The organism is Pasteuria ramosa (assembly GCF_056496785.1).
The window spans coordinates 686,846-702,968 of the sequence record NZ_CP143099.1 but is presented as its reverse complement, the minus strand read 5'-3'; the positions used below and the strand labels follow the sequence as shown (position 1 = coordinate 702,968).

The 16,123-nt window shown below is 27.7% G+C and carries 14 protein-coding genes; 5 read left to right on the top strand and 9 right to left on the bottom strand.

What is annotated here, in order from left to right; all coding sequences use genetic code 11:
- Nucleotides 1-781: 781 nt before the first annotated feature.
- The 8 genes from VS182_RS03195 to VS182_RS03160 all read right to left on the bottom strand — a co-directional run bounded on the left by VS182_RS03195 (nucleotide 782) and on the right by VS182_RS03160 (nucleotide 10,251).
- Entirely contained in the window at nucleotides 782-3,883 is a 3,102-nt protein-coding gene (locus VS182_RS03195; RefSeq protein WP_479492735.1) for a glycosyltransferase family 2 protein, read from the bottom strand.
- A gap of 975 nt (nucleotides 3,884-4,858) precedes the next feature.
- Complete coding sequence (locus VS182_RS03190; protein WP_479492734.1) at nucleotides 4,859-5,698, bottom strand: glycosyltransferase family 2 protein; 840 nt, start codon at nucleotides 5,696-5,698, stop codon at nucleotides 4,859-4,861.
- Nucleotides 5,699-6,102: 404 nt separating this feature from the next.
- On the bottom strand, nucleotides 6,103-6,927 hold the full coding sequence (locus VS182_RS03185; RefSeq protein ID WP_479485050.1) for a glycosyltransferase family 2 protein: 825 nt from the start codon (nucleotides 6,925-6,927) through the stop codon (nucleotides 6,103-6,105).
- Complete coding sequence (gene wecB / locus VS182_RS03180; RefSeq protein ID WP_479485049.1) at nucleotides 6,920-8,059, bottom strand: non-hydrolyzing UDP-N-acetylglucosamine 2-epimerase; 1,140 nt, start codon at nucleotides 8,057-8,059, stop codon at nucleotides 6,920-6,922. The genes VS182_RS03185 and wecB overlap by 8 nt, the downstream gene beginning before the upstream one ends.
- A gap of 131 nt (nucleotides 8,060-8,190) precedes the next feature.
- Entirely contained in the window at nucleotides 8,191-8,499 is a 309-nt protein-coding gene (locus tag VS182_RS03175) for an alpha-helical endospore appendage domain-containing protein (RefSeq protein ID WP_479485048.1), read from the bottom strand.
- A gap of 47 nt (nucleotides 8,500-8,546) precedes the next feature.
- Nucleotides 8,547-8,852 (bottom strand): alpha-helical endospore appendage domain-containing protein, encoded by a 306-nt coding sequence (locus VS182_RS03170; RefSeq protein WP_479485047.1) that lies wholly within the window; start codon nucleotides 8,850-8,852, stop codon nucleotides 8,547-8,549.
- A gap of 489 nt (nucleotides 8,853-9,341) precedes the next feature.
- Complete coding sequence (locus VS182_RS03165; RefSeq protein ID WP_479492733.1) at nucleotides 9,342-10,013, bottom strand: transposase family protein; 672 nt, start codon at nucleotides 10,011-10,013, stop codon at nucleotides 9,342-9,344.
- A 1-nt stretch (nucleotide 10,014) separates the two neighbouring features.
- Entirely contained in the window at nucleotides 10,015-10,251 is a 237-nt protein-coding gene (locus VS182_RS03160; RefSeq protein WP_479492732.1) for a hypothetical protein, read from the bottom strand.
- Between the two features lie 1,166 nt (nucleotides 10,252-11,417).
- On the opposite strand from VS182_RS03160, the gene VS182_RS03155 reads away from it, so the two are divergent.
- From VS182_RS03155 to VS182_RS03145, 3 genes are all read left to right on the top strand, one after another.
- Entirely contained in the window at nucleotides 11,418-11,729 is a 312-nt protein-coding gene (locus VS182_RS03155; protein ID WP_479492731.1) for an alpha-helical endospore appendage domain-containing protein, read from the top strand.
- Nucleotides 11,719-12,558: a hypothetical protein gene (locus VS182_RS03150; protein ID WP_479492730.1), complete on the top strand. Its 840-nt coding sequence runs from the start codon at nucleotides 11,719-11,721 to the stop codon at nucleotides 12,556-12,558. The genes VS182_RS03155 and VS182_RS03150 overlap by 11 nt, the downstream gene beginning before the upstream one ends.
- Before the next feature lie 178 nt (nucleotides 12,559-12,736).
- A complete protein-coding gene (locus VS182_RS03145; RefSeq protein ID WP_479492729.1) occupies nucleotides 12,737-13,978 on the top strand; it encodes a glycosyltransferase in 1,242 nt (413 codons plus the stop codon).
- Between the two features lie 236 nt (nucleotides 13,979-14,214).
- Here VS182_RS03145 and VS182_RS03140 read toward each other — a convergent pair whose 3' ends face one another.
- Complete coding sequence (locus VS182_RS03140) at nucleotides 14,215-14,667, bottom strand: PaaI family thioesterase (RefSeq protein WP_479485043.1); 453 nt, start codon at nucleotides 14,665-14,667, stop codon at nucleotides 14,215-14,217.
- A gap of 90 nt (nucleotides 14,668-14,757) precedes the next feature.
- Here VS182_RS03140 and trmB point away from each other — a divergent pair, with 90 nt between their 5' ends.
- A complete protein-coding gene (gene trmB, locus VS182_RS03135) occupies nucleotides 14,758-15,396 on the top strand; it encodes a tRNA (guanosine(46)-N7)-methyltransferase TrmB (protein WP_479492728.1) in 639 nt (212 codons plus the stop codon).
- Between the two features lie 118 nt (nucleotides 15,397-15,514).
- Nucleotides 15,515-16,120 carry a 30S ribosomal protein S4 gene (gene rpsD / locus VS182_RS03130; protein WP_479485042.1) on the top strand — a complete coding sequence of 202 codons (606 nt, stop codon included), beginning with the start codon at nucleotides 15,515-15,517 and terminating at the stop codon, nucleotides 16,118-16,120.
- The last annotated feature ends 3 nt before the right edge of the window (nucleotides 16,121-16,123 follow it).

The following is a 16,123-nucleotide window of genomic DNA, read 5'->3' as shown; positions in this document are numbered from 1 at the left end:
AGAAAATTTTTATTCTAATTGAATAAAAATAATTATTTATATACTCTATTTATAAATTTAAAAAAATAATAATAAATAACTAAAATATTTACATATAATTAACTTTTATATAATATTGAACATGTCTGGAAATATTGATACCGAAAATTAAAAAAAATACTTGGTATTCATTGTTATTTTTTAAATTTTATTAAAAAATTTTAAATAAAAAATAAAAATAACCATCATCATAGCTTTTGGTGCATTCGATTAGATGATTAAAATATATTTATAGCAATTTTTGGACAAGATCATTTAAAAATAAGTATTATATTAAAAAGAAAAATTAAAATTGAAGAGAAATAAAACCATCTAAATCATAAAATAATTTAAATATTAAAAAATAGTTTTAAAAACAAAATAAAAAATTATTTACCAAAAATTTCTGATTTTATATCTTGTAACATTCTAAAATTAAAAAATCTTTATTATGATAATATGAAAAATAAAATATTAATGCCCCAAAAAAAAAATTATAATATATATATATATATATATATATATATATATATCACATAAAAGAATTCCAGAAAAATACCCAATAAAGTATAAGAAGTCATGTAAGTACTTTGATTATAAGGAAATCTGTTTTTATTATACCTAATTAAAAAACACAAAATTTAGATCATAAATCTTAATAAAAAAATTAAAAAATCTTTTTAATAACTTCTTAATAATCACAAAAAATAGCTAATGTATTTCTTATGCTATTTTATTTATATAAATAAGATATAAAAATATATTATTTATTCTTATTGTAACCACTTTTCTTGTTTCGTGATTTTCCTCTGTTTAATCCTCTTTTCTTACTGTCTGTTTCTTTGTCTAAATCAACCTTGTTGTCTGTTTCTTTATCTAAATCAACCTTGTTGTCTGTTTCTTTGTCTAAATCAATATCGTTGTCTATTTCTTTATCTAAATCACTATTGTTGTCTGTTTCTTTATCTAAATCACTATCGTTGTCTATTTCTTTATCTAAATCACTCTTGTTGTCTGTTTCTTTATCTAAATCACTATTGTTGTCTGTTTCTTTGTCTAAATCACTATCGTTGTCTATTTCTTTATCTAAATCACTATTGTTGTCTGTTTCTTTGTCTAAATAAACCTTGTTGTCTGTTTCTTTGTCTAAATCAACCTTGTTGTCTGTTTCTTTGTCTAAATAAACCTTGTTGTCTGTTTCTTTATCTAAATCACTATTGTTGTCTGTTTCTTTGTCTAAATCAACCTTGTTGTCTGTTTCTTTGTCTAAATCAACCTTGTTGTCTGTTTCTTTGTCTAAATCAACCTTGTTGTCTGTTTCTTTGTCTAAATCAACCTTGTTGTCTGTTTCTTTGTCTAAATCAACCTTGTTGTCTGTTTCTTTGTCTAAATCAACCTTGTTGTCTGTTTCTTTGTCTAAATCAACCTTGTTGTCTGTTTCTTTGTCTAAATCAACCTTGTTGTCTGTTTCTTTGTCTAAATCAACCTTGTTGTCTGTTTCTTTGTCTAAATCAACCTTGTTGTCTGTTTCTTTGTCTAAATCAACCTTGTTGTCTGTTTCTTTGTCTAAATCAACCTTGTTGTCTGTTTCTTTGTCCAAATCAACCTTGTTGTCTGTTTCTTTGTCTAAATCAACCTTGTTGTCTGTTTCTTTGATTGATTTCATATTACACTTAAATAATTTGTCTTTTGACAACTCACTCTTACTGTCTTTTTTGTCTTTTGACAACTCACTCTTACTGTCTTTTTTGTCTTTTGACAACTCACTTTTACTGTCTTTTTTGTCTTTTGTTAACTCACTTTTACTGTCTTTTTTGTCTTTTGTTAACTCACTCTTACTGTCTTCTTCTTTGCTTAATTTAATATCATCCTTAAGTGATTTGTCTTTGTTTATTTTTAAAACTTTGGTTTTTCCTGTTTTTTGATCGTTTGTTTCTATTTCTTCATCAAAATCACTTATGTCATTCAAACGCCATTTAGAATCACTAAAACTACTTTTATCATTTGAAAAATCAAAATCATCTTTTTCAATATTATTTTCATCTGATGTAGATTCAGATAATTCTTGAAAATCCATTTCATCATCTTCGATATCATTTAATATTTTAAGAGAATCTATATTGTCAATTCCTTCATCGTTATTATTAGAAAAATCATCATTATCTAAATTAAAAGATATATAAGATTCATCACTATTTTTTTTATTCTTATAATTACCCAAAGATCCTGATTTTTTATTCATTTCTTTACTATCCATATTATTCTTCCTCATTCCATCTTGTTGTTCTTTATCATAATTATCCGTATCGTCGTTTTTATTAGGAAAATCATGTGATTTAAAATCCTTACCTAACAAACTATCATTAGAAAAAGATGAGCGCAATATGGCTTTCTTAGCAAATGATAACGCATTACGAACTTGTTCCCAAGTAAACTTTTTTTTAGAATCACTACTATCTTTTTGTTCAGGTAGCCAATCTTGTGATTTATCAATAAAATATTTTTTAGCTGTTTCTAAAGTCTTATGTAGAGTATCTTCATCTAAAGCACTATAACTATCTTGAAGTTTCTGCGTTAACTGATTTAAAATATCTTTTTTTGAATTTGCTCCGTCAATAAATGACGATGAATCATCTTCGGAATTTTTTTTGTCTTTATCCTTTATTTCTGTTTTTTTGTCATCTTTTTCTCTAGTATTTTTTTTTGTTATATTCTTTGATATCAATTCAGCATATTTGTTTGATTCAGATGATTCCGAAAATGATGTTTCCTGTTCATTTTTATCTTTTTTTGCATTATTATTTAATCCATCAAAATATTTTTGATTATGCAACATACTAGGATGTGTTGGATGATATGCAAGAGCCCTATCATTATGTTCTTCAGCTTTTTCATTATTACCTATACGATCGTAACATACACATAGCTGTAAATGAGGTAACCAAGTCCAAGCTGTCATATCAAGGGTACCCATGATCTTAGGTGGCTCTCCTAGTTGTGTAGCTGTCTTATACCAATATATAGCATGATTTAAGTTATTCTTTTGAAAAAAGTACATACCTAAGCGACAACACACTTCTGCACGTGGTAGATCATAGAGAAAGCTTCTAACAAGAGCGTCGTATTCATTTATAGATTCACGTAAATGACTAAAACAATCAGCTAATTTCAAACATGTAGATATATTATCTTCTACCCATCCTTGCTGTGTTTGTAAAAAACGATTGTAATATTCTACTGCTTCTTCATAATATGCATTTTCACGCAATTCATTGGCAAAATAATAAAGATCTCTAACAGAAAATTCTTTATTTTGCGACTGCAAGGTGCGATAAATACGCAAGTTACGATCAGTATACTCTTTTATTTTAGAATGGTGAATAGCAATATCAGTTTGCATAATATTGCCACTGACAGCTAAGTATTCATGAACAACACCTATCCACTCAAAATTACAAGATCTACGTACTAAGCGATTCCTTTTAAGGCTTATATTGGGTTTACCATGCACATCAAATGACAAACAATAATCCATAGCTATGCTATCAACATCTGATCTTAATGTCTGTTTTAAATTTTTTAGTTTTTCTTTGTTTTTAGAATTAATCACATCATCAGCATCTAACCAAAATATATATTCCTTGGTAGCTTTAGAAAAAGCATAATTACGTGCAGCAGCAAAATCATCACGCCAAGCAAAATCATATATCTTAGCTTCATGTTCAGCGGCAATGTCTTTTGTATTATCCTTGGAACCTGTATCAACAACGATAATTTCATCTACTATACCTGAAACACTACTCAAACAATTGTCTAAAACTTCTTCTTCATCACGCACAATCATACACAGGCTTATGCTAATCATATAAATCACCTACTTTTCAATGATTTTCGTAACATATATTATTATTCTTAATTAGACGATTTTCATTGAAATATAATATCATATTCGTGAGATGGCTATTTTAGTTAAACTTTAAATACATTTATTTTCAAAAATCTATGCAAAACAATATTATGATACACAGGTAAATTATAATAATATTTTTTATACAAGTAATTTATCAATAATTATATCCTATAAAAAATGAATATTGGTTATTATCGAATATGATACTCCTATATCTAATGCATAATGATTACTAAATGTGAATTCAATAAATGATAAACATCAAATATAATATTAGAAAAAAAAACAAAAATCTATTTATTGGATATAATTATTTAAAATTTGGTTTGATCAGACATGTAAATAACATATTATCTTAAAAAGCATAATTTAATATCATAATTTATCATACATGCCTTAGTGGTACGTCTGTAAATGTTCTAAAAATAATCCAAAAAAATTTATTAAAATTTAAAAAATAATTATTTAATCATTTGATTATGTTTCACCAATATTTAAATCATAATATAAAGCAAAAAATTAGATGAAAACTCAAAATAACATAAATATATTTTATTATAAATTAATTTAGGAATAATAAAATTAATCTAATAATAAAAAAATTAATCTAATAATAAAAAAATTATGATTAAGAAATCATATAAAATTTAATAAATATAAAATAATCTAATCAAAATAATCTAATGCATATTTTAAGATATATAATTTAAAAGTAGTTTGCTTTTTTAAAAATCATATTTTTTAAAAAAAACAAGGTCTGTTTGATGAAACAATTTTAATATTTGAATACGTGATATTGGCTGTTATAATTTTGGTGGCTAAATAAATACCTAAATTAATAAATTTATTTTATATAATTTAAATATTTTTTTATATAATTATTTTTTTAATAATATGCCTAATAATCTAATCATTCTAATTTGTGATTAATTAAACAAGATTTTTTTCATTAGCTCTATCTTTGAAATATTGCTTAGCATCTGATAAATATTTATCTGCAGCAGGAAAGTCTGCTTGACGATATACATGATAAACAGGTAAATGTGTATCAACATAAAGTGGTAAACCTAAAGCTACAGCACGAATACAAAAATAACGATCTTCACCCCAAACCGAAAGATTGGATATTTTATCAAATGAAACACCTAAATCTAATGCATAACGATTAATAAGCGTACAAGCAGCTAAACCTCCTACTTCATACAATCCGGGGACGCGTAATTTATCTATAAACTCAACAGTTCTTTTATATGATTCTTCCTCAGATATATTTTCATTATATTGTTTATAATACAAATTATATGTATCTTGAAGCCAAACTTGCGGCATTTCCATCGTATTAGGTTTCCAACAAGTCCACATTATATTTGAAACAATAGGCTTATCGGCTTTTAGTAATTGATTAAGTGTTTCTGGATGTAATATAGTGTCAGAATCAATTAGAAATACATAATCATATTTTTCTAATCTAGCACTTTGCAGTATTTTATTTTTTAAATTTGCTACTTTTAAAGTCAAACTGTCATTCCAATAATGGGTATCTTCATCTTTAAAATAATCCATAACTTCATTATCTTCATCAATTATAGTGTTAGGAAAAACATCATAAAAATTCTTGAGTAAAAGTTTAGACGCAGGATCTTTATTATTATCAATAAAATAAAATGACAACTGTACATTTTGAGGAACAATTAAATACTTAAAACCCTCTAAAAAATATGTTAGAACCTCTGGTTGTTGTTGAACCGGGCTACCGATCAGAATGCGCAATTTATTATACACGGAATATATACCACCTTTTATATATTACGATGCATTAATAATCAAAAATATAATGTTTATAATATTTTATTTTATTAATATTTATTGTATGTTAATATATGATATTAAAAATATTTATAAATAAAATCTAATAAATATAAAAATTAAAAAACAGAAAATGTATTATTAGAATATACATAACTAAAATTTTAAAAAACATTAACTTTATTTTATTAACACTATTTTCTATGAATTTAAGATACTTATTAACATTATTATACTTTTGATATAATAATGTTAAATTATTTTTAATAATATTTTAAGTTATGTTTCCGATCATCTTATAATATATGCTAAATAAAATTATAAGCTATAATTTATTCTAAGAAATAAATAAAAAATTATGTAACAAGTTAATTTATTTTTTTAATACTAGTTAAATAATCTGATGCTCCTGGTAAATCAGCTGAGCGATATATATGATAAGCAGGTAGATGTGTATCAACATAAAGTGGTAATCCCAATGCCATCGCACGAATACAAAAATGCCTATCTTCGCCCCAAAATGAAATATTAGGTATCTCGGAAAAAGATACTCCTAATTTTAAGGCATGACGATGAATAAGTGTACAGGCACCTAAACCACCGACTTCATACAATCCAGGGACACGTAATTTATCTATAAACTGTCCTGTTCTTTGTATTATTTCAAAATCTGTTAAACATTCTCCTCGATGTTGATTATACATAGTATATATATCCCGCACCCAAACTTGCGGCATTTTAATCGTATGAGGTTGCCAAGATGTCCAGAAAATATTGGCCACAATCGGTTTTTCAGCCTTTAATAATTGATTAATAGTTTCTGGATGGATAAGAATATCTGAATCGATTAAAAAAACATAATCATATCCTTCATCAAGTGCATTTTTAAGAATAATGTTTTTATATTCAGCCACTCGCCAAATAACATTTTCGGGCCAATAATGCGTATATTCATTTTTTGAATATTCACATATACCATGATCATCTAATAATATATTATTAGATGAATTTAACTTAAAATCACTTAATATTTTTTTTGATTCTAAATCTTTATTATTATCAACAAAATAAAATGATAAAAGAATATTTTCATCAACAATTATATTCTTTAAACCTTCTAAAAAATACTGTAAAACCTCGGGTTTTTGCTGTACAGGACTTCCGATAAGTATACGTATCTTATTATTAAGCATCAATACCACCTGTAAATGGTTCTGGAGGATTACTCACAAAACCGAAATGATAAGCAATCGCCTCTGTAATACGTTGCGATGCTTTGCCATCACCATATAAATTTGCCTTATTTTTTTTAAACCACAAGGGTTTATTTTCAAGCCATTTATGTGCTGTTTGTATAATATCATCTTCATAATCGCCAACTAATTCTGACATACCAGCATTAACAATCTCTGGCCGGTCAGTTTTCGTACGCAAAACAAGCGTGGGTATACCTAAGCTAGGTGCTTCTTCTTGTATACCACCTGAATCCGTCAAGATCAGTTCACACGCAGCCATAATATTGTGACAATCAAAAACATTAAGTGGCGGTAATAAATAAATACGCTCATTGTTAGATAGTTCTCTTTTAGCTAACATTTGCACATTAGGATTAGGATGAACAGGAAATAAAATTACAATTTCTTCGTGTAATTTTAAAATGCCAAGTAATGCCTTCATGATACGCTGAATAGGTTCACCAAAACTTTCACGTCGGTGCACAGTGACAAAAAGCCGCTTTTTACCTTTTGTTTTTGTTAAAACAGGATGTGTATAATTCGATTTGACCGTCTTAAGAATAACATCTACGACTGTATTTCCTGTAATATGAATATTTTCTTTTTTACATCCCTCCGCAATTAAACAATCCATATTATGCGATGTGGGAGCAAAATAATAATCAGCAATATGATCTGTTAGACGTCGATTCATTTCTTCTGGAAAAGGACTGTATTTACCATAAGAACGCAAACCAGCTTCAACATGACCTAAAGGTATACCAGCATAAAAAGTAGCAAGTGATGCAGCTAAAGTTGTTGAGGTGTCACCATGAACTAAAACGAGATCTGGTTTTTCTTGTGATAAAACACCTTCCATCCCTATAAGAACGCGATTAGTAATCTGCGTAATCGTTTGATTTTCGGTCATAAGATCTAAATTATATTTTGTTTTGATCTTTAAAAGATCTAATACTTGTTTTAACATATCATCATGTTGAAAAGTTGCACACACACTAGGTTCCATCATGGGATGTTCATGTAACGCTTCAATCAAAGGTGCCATTTTAATAGCTTCTGGGCGAGTACCAAAAACAATAAGTATATTCATTTTATCTTTCACTCCCACAATATGAACTCTAAAAAAAAGAGGAGAAAAAGAAAGTAAAATAAAATATATCTTTCTTCATCCCTCAAATATTTATGACAAATAAGTCATATTAAAACATTATTTTTCGAAATCTAAAGCTTATTCATTAACTCAACAATATTTTCTAATTTGAATTGCAAAAGCATTTCTTGATTTATCGTGGCTTGCAATGTTTTTGTAACTAAATTATTTATTGCCATTAAATTATCCAGACTTACTTCTGCTGGAGGTGTAATACCCGGTAAAGTACCTACAACAAATTGTATCTTTTCAGCCTCTGCATTAATGATATGCGCTAAAGCAAGTTCTTCGAAAGCAATCGATGATAACATTAAAGCAAGACTTTGTGCAGGGGTAATACCGATAATCGGCGTAATATTCGGAATTGTAGCTTGTGACATAAAGTAATGCACCTCATTTTAAAATTTTTGAAAAATCGAAAATCAACTTAAAGGTTATTCACCAGATCGGTTACATTTTCTAATTTAAATTGTAACAACATCTCTTTTTTTACTACCGTTTGTAATGTTTTCTTAACTAAATTATTAACCCCTATAAGGCCTTCCAGCGTTACCTCTGGTGCGCTAACACCAGGTAACGTACCTAGTACAAACTGTATCTTTTCAGCCTCTGCATTAATGATATGCGCTAAAGCCAATTCTTCGAAAGCAATCGAGGACAACAGCAATGCAACACTCTGGTCTGTAGTAATACTAATGATAGGCGTTATATTGGGAATACTTGCTTGTGACATAAAATTCACCTTACCTTTCTAGATTACTAACATGACAAGCCCGGATTAATTATCCCGTAAATTTGTCTTGTTAGTATTTAACGATGATTCCCATTTTATGTCTCAAGCACCTATTAATGTCTGTACCAAAAACAAGGACAAGCAAATGTTATAAAAAATTAATTCTAGAAACCCCAAAAATTTTTGCATATGAAAAAAATACAAAAAAAAATCAGATTAACTGTATATACATGAAAATACAGGACTTGTCCAAGAATCAATGTGAAGGGAGTTTAAGGGTCTAATCAAAGGCATTAAAAGCTATGATAATAGCTATTTTTGTGTTTAAATTCCATCAATAGTGTTAAAATATAAAAAAACGAAGATTTTTGTTTTAGGGATTTTATTAATAGGTTTAATTTGTCATTTTTGTAACTATAAACAATTAAATTCTATTAAAAGCACCTAACTAATACATATATAAATTGTCGGAATTTTTAATTTTACTATTTAGCTTGCTTTTTTATCTTCTTTAACTTCTTTAACTTCTTGGAATTTCCCTAAAGCTAGGTGAGCATTAAACATTGCGCATATTAAATCAAATTGTTCTGGAAATTTTTTAGGATTATTACGATATCTATTATAAATAATCTTAAATCTTTTTAACCAACCTATAACTCTTTCTACCAATGATCTTTTACGAGAAATTTTTTGATTATACTCCTTTTGTTCCTGAGTCAAATTCTTTAACTTACTTCTTTTATATGGTAAAATCACGTATAGAAATAGCTTTTGTAAGCCCTGAAAGCCTAAATCAGCGATTAAAGTGTCATATTCAGATAACCATGGAATGTACGAATCTTTAAAAAGCTTAAAATCATGTACACTACCAGGTGCGAAATTTGTGTAGCCAATAGAAGCTGTTTCAGCACAAATTGCAAGGAAAGACTTAATTGTTGGATACTTTTTTCTTCCAGATTCATATTTTTTATTATCTTTTTTTGGTCTTTCTATGCGCACTTCAGTACAATCGAATATAAACAAACCAAATATGAGAGATGAAAAATATGGGCTCTGATTTGCAGGATATCTTTTGGATAATACTTTCTTGGCGATACCTTGTATCTTTTGTATGATGTTATTAACCGTGCTTTTACTAATACCAAAAATTTGTGCAATCATTCTATATTGTAAGCCCAAGAAAAAAATTATGAAAAAATAAGTATACTTGATTTTCAGGGTTGAGTATATTTTGCCTACCACCCTTTCTTTTGGTCTTTAAATCTATTTTTCTAACTCTATTAACTATTTTTTCGAAGATGATTTTATCTACACCGACAGCAGACATGAATTTGCTTTCATCAAATGCTGCTATTTTGGAATATTCCATATTTAAGTATTTAACTTTATATTTATACATATATGCTTAATCCTCTCTTTTAAATATCAAATTTTATAGTAGTATATATCAAAAAAAAATCACAATGTTATATTGATATTGTGATTTTTTTTGATATATATTACAATATTAAATTCAAAAACATTATAAAGAGATAAAATTATTTTATATAAACTTATTTTTTGGCATGAACTTAAAACTATTAATAAAATGTATGCATTTCAATATATAATTATCAATATTCAAATAATTAAAACATTAGTATTTATATATCTTAAAAAATATATAAAAGGCAGCTTTACTGTTTATTTTAAGCTTTTTTAATAAATTTTTAAAATTGACAATAACTACCAATAATCTGCACTAATCGGATATATTAGCATTCTTGGACAAGTCCAGTGTTTAAGAACTTAATTTAATGCACAAAAAGCTATGGTAATAGCTATTTTGGTATTTAAATTACACCATTATTAATAGGCTATATTAATATTTCTGGACAAGTCCTGTATATATGTACCTGTAAAAGCCTCAGATAAAATACTACTATATATTATATGTATAATATATAGATAGCTTGATAAAAAAGAGCAATAACTTCCTTTTTTTAAACAATTTGCTAAAAAAATCTGCGGGATAAATTATTTATAATAGAGATTCTTTTTATACTTCATAGTATGGTTTAATTTCAGTACTTATATCTTACAAAATTGAGAAAGGTATGTGTATTTTTATACCTGTTTCCTTGTTAAAATCTAATCTGCAATTTTTGCTGAATTTTCAATCAAATATTATAAAGAAAAATTATGTCTAAAATAGCAAAATATTAAGAAAAAAAAACATAAAAAAAAACATAAAAAAAAACATAAACCATATAAGTAAAGTAAATTTAAAAGCTGATGTAGCTCTAATAAAAAAAATAAAAGAAATTACTTATCCTAAAATCCCAATCATTAATTTTATATATTAATCGTATTATACTTATTACAATAAATCTGATGAAACAAATATTTCTATCCAAAAGCTCATATAAGTAATAAAAAATGGTGTAGTCCCATATTTATTGTGTATTAGTTTAGTAAAAAGTCTCCATCTTTACAATTGTCAGGCCCACCAAAGGTTTTGTTCATAAGCGGTTATAAAATTGTATACGATGGGGGTAAAGGAAAAGAACGAAAGGGGATCGCCTCATGAGCATGCCGCAAATTCCGGAGGGAAAGTTTAGACCTTCCTATATGGAAGTTATTGTTGACCTATTGGAATCTATTGCTCTAGAAGAAATTGCTATTTCCCATCTGATTAATGCTGAAGCCGAGAAGATCCAAGCTTTCGTGGGTAAAAATCTCGACTTCCCCACCTCTCCTTGCAATGCAGAAATTAACCGTTTCAATCAGGAAGTTCATAAACTAATTGACGTAATTGTAATGAAGGAATGGCTATTACTTCGAAAATTAGAAAATATAATTCAAATTAAACATTGTGGAGAAAACAATGAAGAATGAATTAACAATGTCTATGGAGACAAACAATAAAAGAAAATGGCCACTCTTACATCATCATTCCGTTGAAAAATTAGAATCATCTATGACTAATTTCTATAAAGCAAGATTATTTATGATCAAAGCCTTTATAGCGAGAAACATGGATGAAAAAAACTATAAATGCGATCAATTTTTACCCACGTTAAAAGGATTACAATACTGTTTATTAAAAAGACATGTATTAAATACAAGAAGCAAACCTATGGATATAGATAATGAAGAAGGATTTATAGAATATTCAACAGAAAAAAATATATCAAAAAATACATTAAAAGATTTTATTGATGAAAATATAAATAATCAAAATTTGGACGAAAAAAAAAAATTTGATACATATATTAAACAATTAAGTACATATGAAGAAGAAAAAAAAGCCCTAATAAATGAAAAAGATGCAAAAAAAGCAAATAAAAACACCAATCCCAGATATCAAACTACGATTATTCATGAATCACCCTCTATAAATATAAATAAAGAAATAAAAACCGAAGTTAAAAATGAATCATCATACAATTCATCAATATGGAGCTCAGAAAACAATCTATTTGATAATTCCTCTAACCTCCAATCATACTCAGAAAATCAAGACAATTTCCCAGATCCTCTTTTATCTTCAAATAAAATATTCACATCATCATCCAAAACACCTCCTCCGTGGATAGCACCAAAATTAAATCAAAATACAAGCATATCCTCAAGCAATATCAATGATTACAACAAAATCAATAAATACACCAATAACAGAACTTCTAGTTGGCGAAAGTATGGAGAAAGTATAAACAAATCTTAAAAATCACTCGAATTCAATTGCCGAAATATGTCTAAAAAAAGAATTCGAGTAGATACTCAATTTAAATATGCTTCGATTAAAATAATAATTAAACATTCATGAATTTAATTAAAATATATTAATAAATATATAAAGCCGAAAATATTTACTTAGCATTATTTTGGAGGAGATAATAAAAATGAAAAAAAAAACCATTTCTCTTTGTATGATTATTAAAAACGAAGCTACTTTTATTGAAAATTGTCTGAAGGAATTAAAAGATTTTGTTGATGAAATGATAATTGTAGACACAGGCTCTACAGATAACACTATTCAAATATGTAACAAACTAGGTGCAAAAGTTTATCCTTATAAATGGGATTATGATTTTTCTAAAGCACGAAATTATAGCTTGGAAAAAGCAACATGTGAATGGATTTTATGGATGGATGCTGATGAAAAAATAGAAGAAACAGATTTACCAAAATTACGTCAATTATTAGATCAAGAACCAAAAGACAATATTTTTTCTATTCAATTAATAAACTTCCATGGCGACCCGCCACCTAATACAGACAGATCTTTTATAATTGCTCATCATCGCTTATTCCGAAATAATATGGGATTCAAATTTGAAAATAAAATTCATGAACAACTTAATATAAATGATATATCACCAAAGATAACAGAAATACCTAAGCTGCCTATACGTGTATATCATTATGGATATATGGAATCAATAGCTAAAAATAGAAAAAAATTCGAAAGAAATCTAAATATGCTTGAAGAAGCTCTTCACCGCGGAGATCCTAATCCTTGGATACCATATCATATTGCTAGCGAATACTATCGCATAAAAAAATATGACAAGGCTTTTGATTATGTAAACAAATCGATCATGCGTTTTATTGAAGAAGGAAAAACCCCACCTTCTTTGCTGTATAAATTAAAATATGCTATCCTGCTAATCGTAGGTAGTGTAGATGGTGCATATCCTGGCATAGAAAGGGCTATTGCCATATACCCAAATTATGTTGATTTACATTTTTATAAAGGAATTATCTTCTTTGCTAAAAAACGTTATAAAGATGCTTTAAAGGTTTTTCACCACTGTATAGATCTGGGTGAAGATCATATTGAACATCTGATTTTAAGAGGTCTAGGAAGCTTCCAATCATGGTATTACATAGGGAAATGTGAAGAAAAATTAAAAAACATTATGGCCGCAATATATGCCTATGCCAAATCATTAACTATTTCGCATTCATATGAACCACCTTGGAATGCCTTAATAAAATTAATTAAAAATAAACACCAGTATTTTGATATAGATGAAAAACAATTAAAAGAATTAGATGCACCCACAATTGAAACAAAAAAAATGTTATTAGAAAAATTAGAAATGCATGCAAAAAAGAAAATAGCTAAAACACCTTTATAAGATATAAACAATAATCTATAATTCTAAAATTTCACAACTTAGATTTTTTATAAAATACAATATAAACTTATTTAATTTTTCGTTTATTGAATTTTATGCTTATTGTATCAAAAAAAAAATAAAAATAGCAGATAATACATTATCTGCTGATCAAACTTAATTAGCTTTTTATTTTATTCTCAATTTTATTAGGTTTTTTATTATAAATTATTTATAAATTATTTATAAATTATTTTTTATTTATTTACAGATGTTTTGGTTAGAAAATTAGCCGAAGCCATTGCTAAATATCTATTATATGAATCATAAATAAAAGAATTGGCAGTCATTGTTTTTAGACTAACACGAATAACGTCTACTCGGATGCACAATATGCCATTATTTATTACTTCTAAATAACGAACATTTAAGTCAGTTGTAACAATCATATGTTTGTCTCCTTTATCTAAGACTGCACGAGAAACATAACCCATCACAATATCAAATAAAGTAGCTATGGCACCCCCGTGCAAAAAACCATAACAATTTTTTAAACCATCATGTATCTCCATTTGATATTGATATTTATCAATATCACGAGCAATTTCTTTAATCTGAAAAATTTCTTCAAAAGCTGATGGCGATTTAAAACCTGAAATATAGGTTGTCGGTGGACGCCTTTTATCGTTATAATCCTGATTATTACACAAAATAAACATCCCCTTTTATATTAATTATAAATAAAATGGATAATATGAAAAATCAAAAATATTAAAAATAGCAGGAAGAAGGCCCACGCTATGCGCTTTAGAAACCAAAAAATGAATGAAAAATTATGGTGTTACTATAAAAGTACTATTTATCAATCACACACAGCACCTAGAGGTTTATGGCGTTATATATACGGCAACCGCTCTATACATGTAGAATTAGGTACAGGTAAAGGCGATTTTATCTTAGAAGCTAGTGATGTAGACGAAAAGTTATGGATAGGTATAGATAAATTATATCAACCTTTACAAACAGCTATTTATAAACGAAATATACAAAAAAAAAATTATCCTCTTCTTTGGCTAGACGTAAAAAACTTAAAATCGATCTTTACACAAAATGAAGTTGATCGATTTTATATCCATTTTTGTGATCCTTGGCCTAAAAGAAAACATGAAAAACGACGTTTAACACATCCTATATTTTTACAAAAGTACCAATATTGTTTAAAAAAAACAGGCAACTTGGTTTTAAAAACAGATCATCCTAAACTATATAAATATAGTATTAATCAACTTAAAAAAGCCCATTGGCAAATAGTTGAAAAAATAAGTGATCTACATAATAGTTCTATCGATAAACAAAACATAAAAACGGAATATGAAAAACGCTTCTATAAAAAGGGAATTCCTATTCTATACTTAAGAGCAATTCCGCCGAAACATTGACACCTTCCCTAGGCAAAGCTAAAATATATAAGGTCTGCCAGTATTTTGCTCGAGTATAGATACTCAGAATGCTTAGCATGAAAATAAAGTTTTTTGAATGAAGGAGATAGTATAAAAAATGGCACGCTATACAGGTCCTAAGTGGAAAATCAGCCGTAGATTAGGTATATCTCTATCGGGAACAGGAAAAGAATTGCGCAAACGCGCATACGGTCCTGGACAACATGGTCCTAATAATCAACGAAGGAAAGTCAGTGAATATAGTTCACAATTAAAGGAAAAACAAAAATTAAGATGGATGTACGGTTTGGGTGAAAAACAATTCCGAAATCTGTTCAAATTAGCTGGTAAACAACCAGGTATCCAAGCGCAAAATTTATTTGTCTTGTTAGAAACACGCTTAGATAATTTAGTTTATCGTTTAGGATTTGCACGCACTAGACAACAAGCCAGACAAATGGTCGTACATGGACATATAAATGTAAATAACTCCCGTGTGGACAAACCATCTTATCGCGTAAGTCCTGGCGATGCTATCAGCATGCGTGAAAAAAGCCAACAATTAGCGATCGTAAAAGAGTCCTTAGAAGCTAATCCCAACGTACCTGAATATTTAATCTTAGATGTAAATAAAAGAAGCGGTACGCTTGAAAGATTACCAGACAGAAGTGAGATCTATGGAGAAATTAATGAAGCACTAGTAGCCGAGTTTTATTCCAGTTAACAT

Excerpts from the sequence above, each read along its gene's own strand:
- VS182_RS03195 (WP_479492735.1), bottom strand. The coding sequence starts at position 3,883 with ATGATTAGCATAAGCCTGTGTATGATTGTGCGTGATGAAGAAGAAGTT.
- VS182_RS03185 (WP_479485050.1), bottom strand. The coding sequence starts at position 6,927 with ATGCTTAATAATAAGATACGTATACTTATCGGAAGTCCTGTACAGCAA.
- wecB (WP_479485049.1), bottom strand. The coding sequence starts at position 8,059 with ATGAATATACTTATTGTTTTTGGTACTCGCCCAGAAGCTATTAAAATG.
- VS182_RS03175 (WP_479485048.1), bottom strand. The coding sequence starts at position 8,499 with ATGTCACAAGCTACAATTCCGAATATTACGCCGATTATCGGTATTACC.
- VS182_RS03170 (WP_479485047.1), bottom strand. The coding sequence starts at position 8,852 with ATGTCACAAGCAAGTATTCCCAATATAACGCCTATCATTAGTATTACT.
- VS182_RS03165 (WP_479492733.1), bottom strand. The coding sequence starts at position 10,013 with ATGATTGCACAAATTTTTGGTATTAGTAAAAGCACGGTTAATAACATC.
- VS182_RS03160 (WP_479492732.1), bottom strand. The coding sequence starts at position 10,251 with ATGTATAAATATAAAGTTAAATACTTAAATATGGAATATTCCAAAATA.
- VS182_RS03155 (WP_479492731.1), top strand. The coding sequence starts at position 11,418 with ATGAGCATGCCGCAAATTCCGGAGGGAAAGTTTAGACCTTCCTATATG.
- VS182_RS03150 (WP_479492730.1), top strand. The coding sequence starts at position 11,719 with ATGAAGAATGAATTAACAATGTCTATGGAGACAAACAATAAAAGAAAA.
- VS182_RS03145 (WP_479492729.1), top strand. The coding sequence starts at position 12,737 with ATGAAAAAAAAAACCATTTCTCTTTGTATGATTATTAAAAACGAAGCT.
- trmB (WP_479492728.1), top strand. The coding sequence starts at position 14,758 with ATGCGCTTTAGAAACCAAAAAATGAATGAAAAATTATGGTGTTACTAT.
- rpsD (WP_479485042.1), top strand. The coding sequence starts at position 15,515 with ATGGCACGCTATACAGGTCCTAAGTGGAAAATCAGCCGTAGATTAGGT.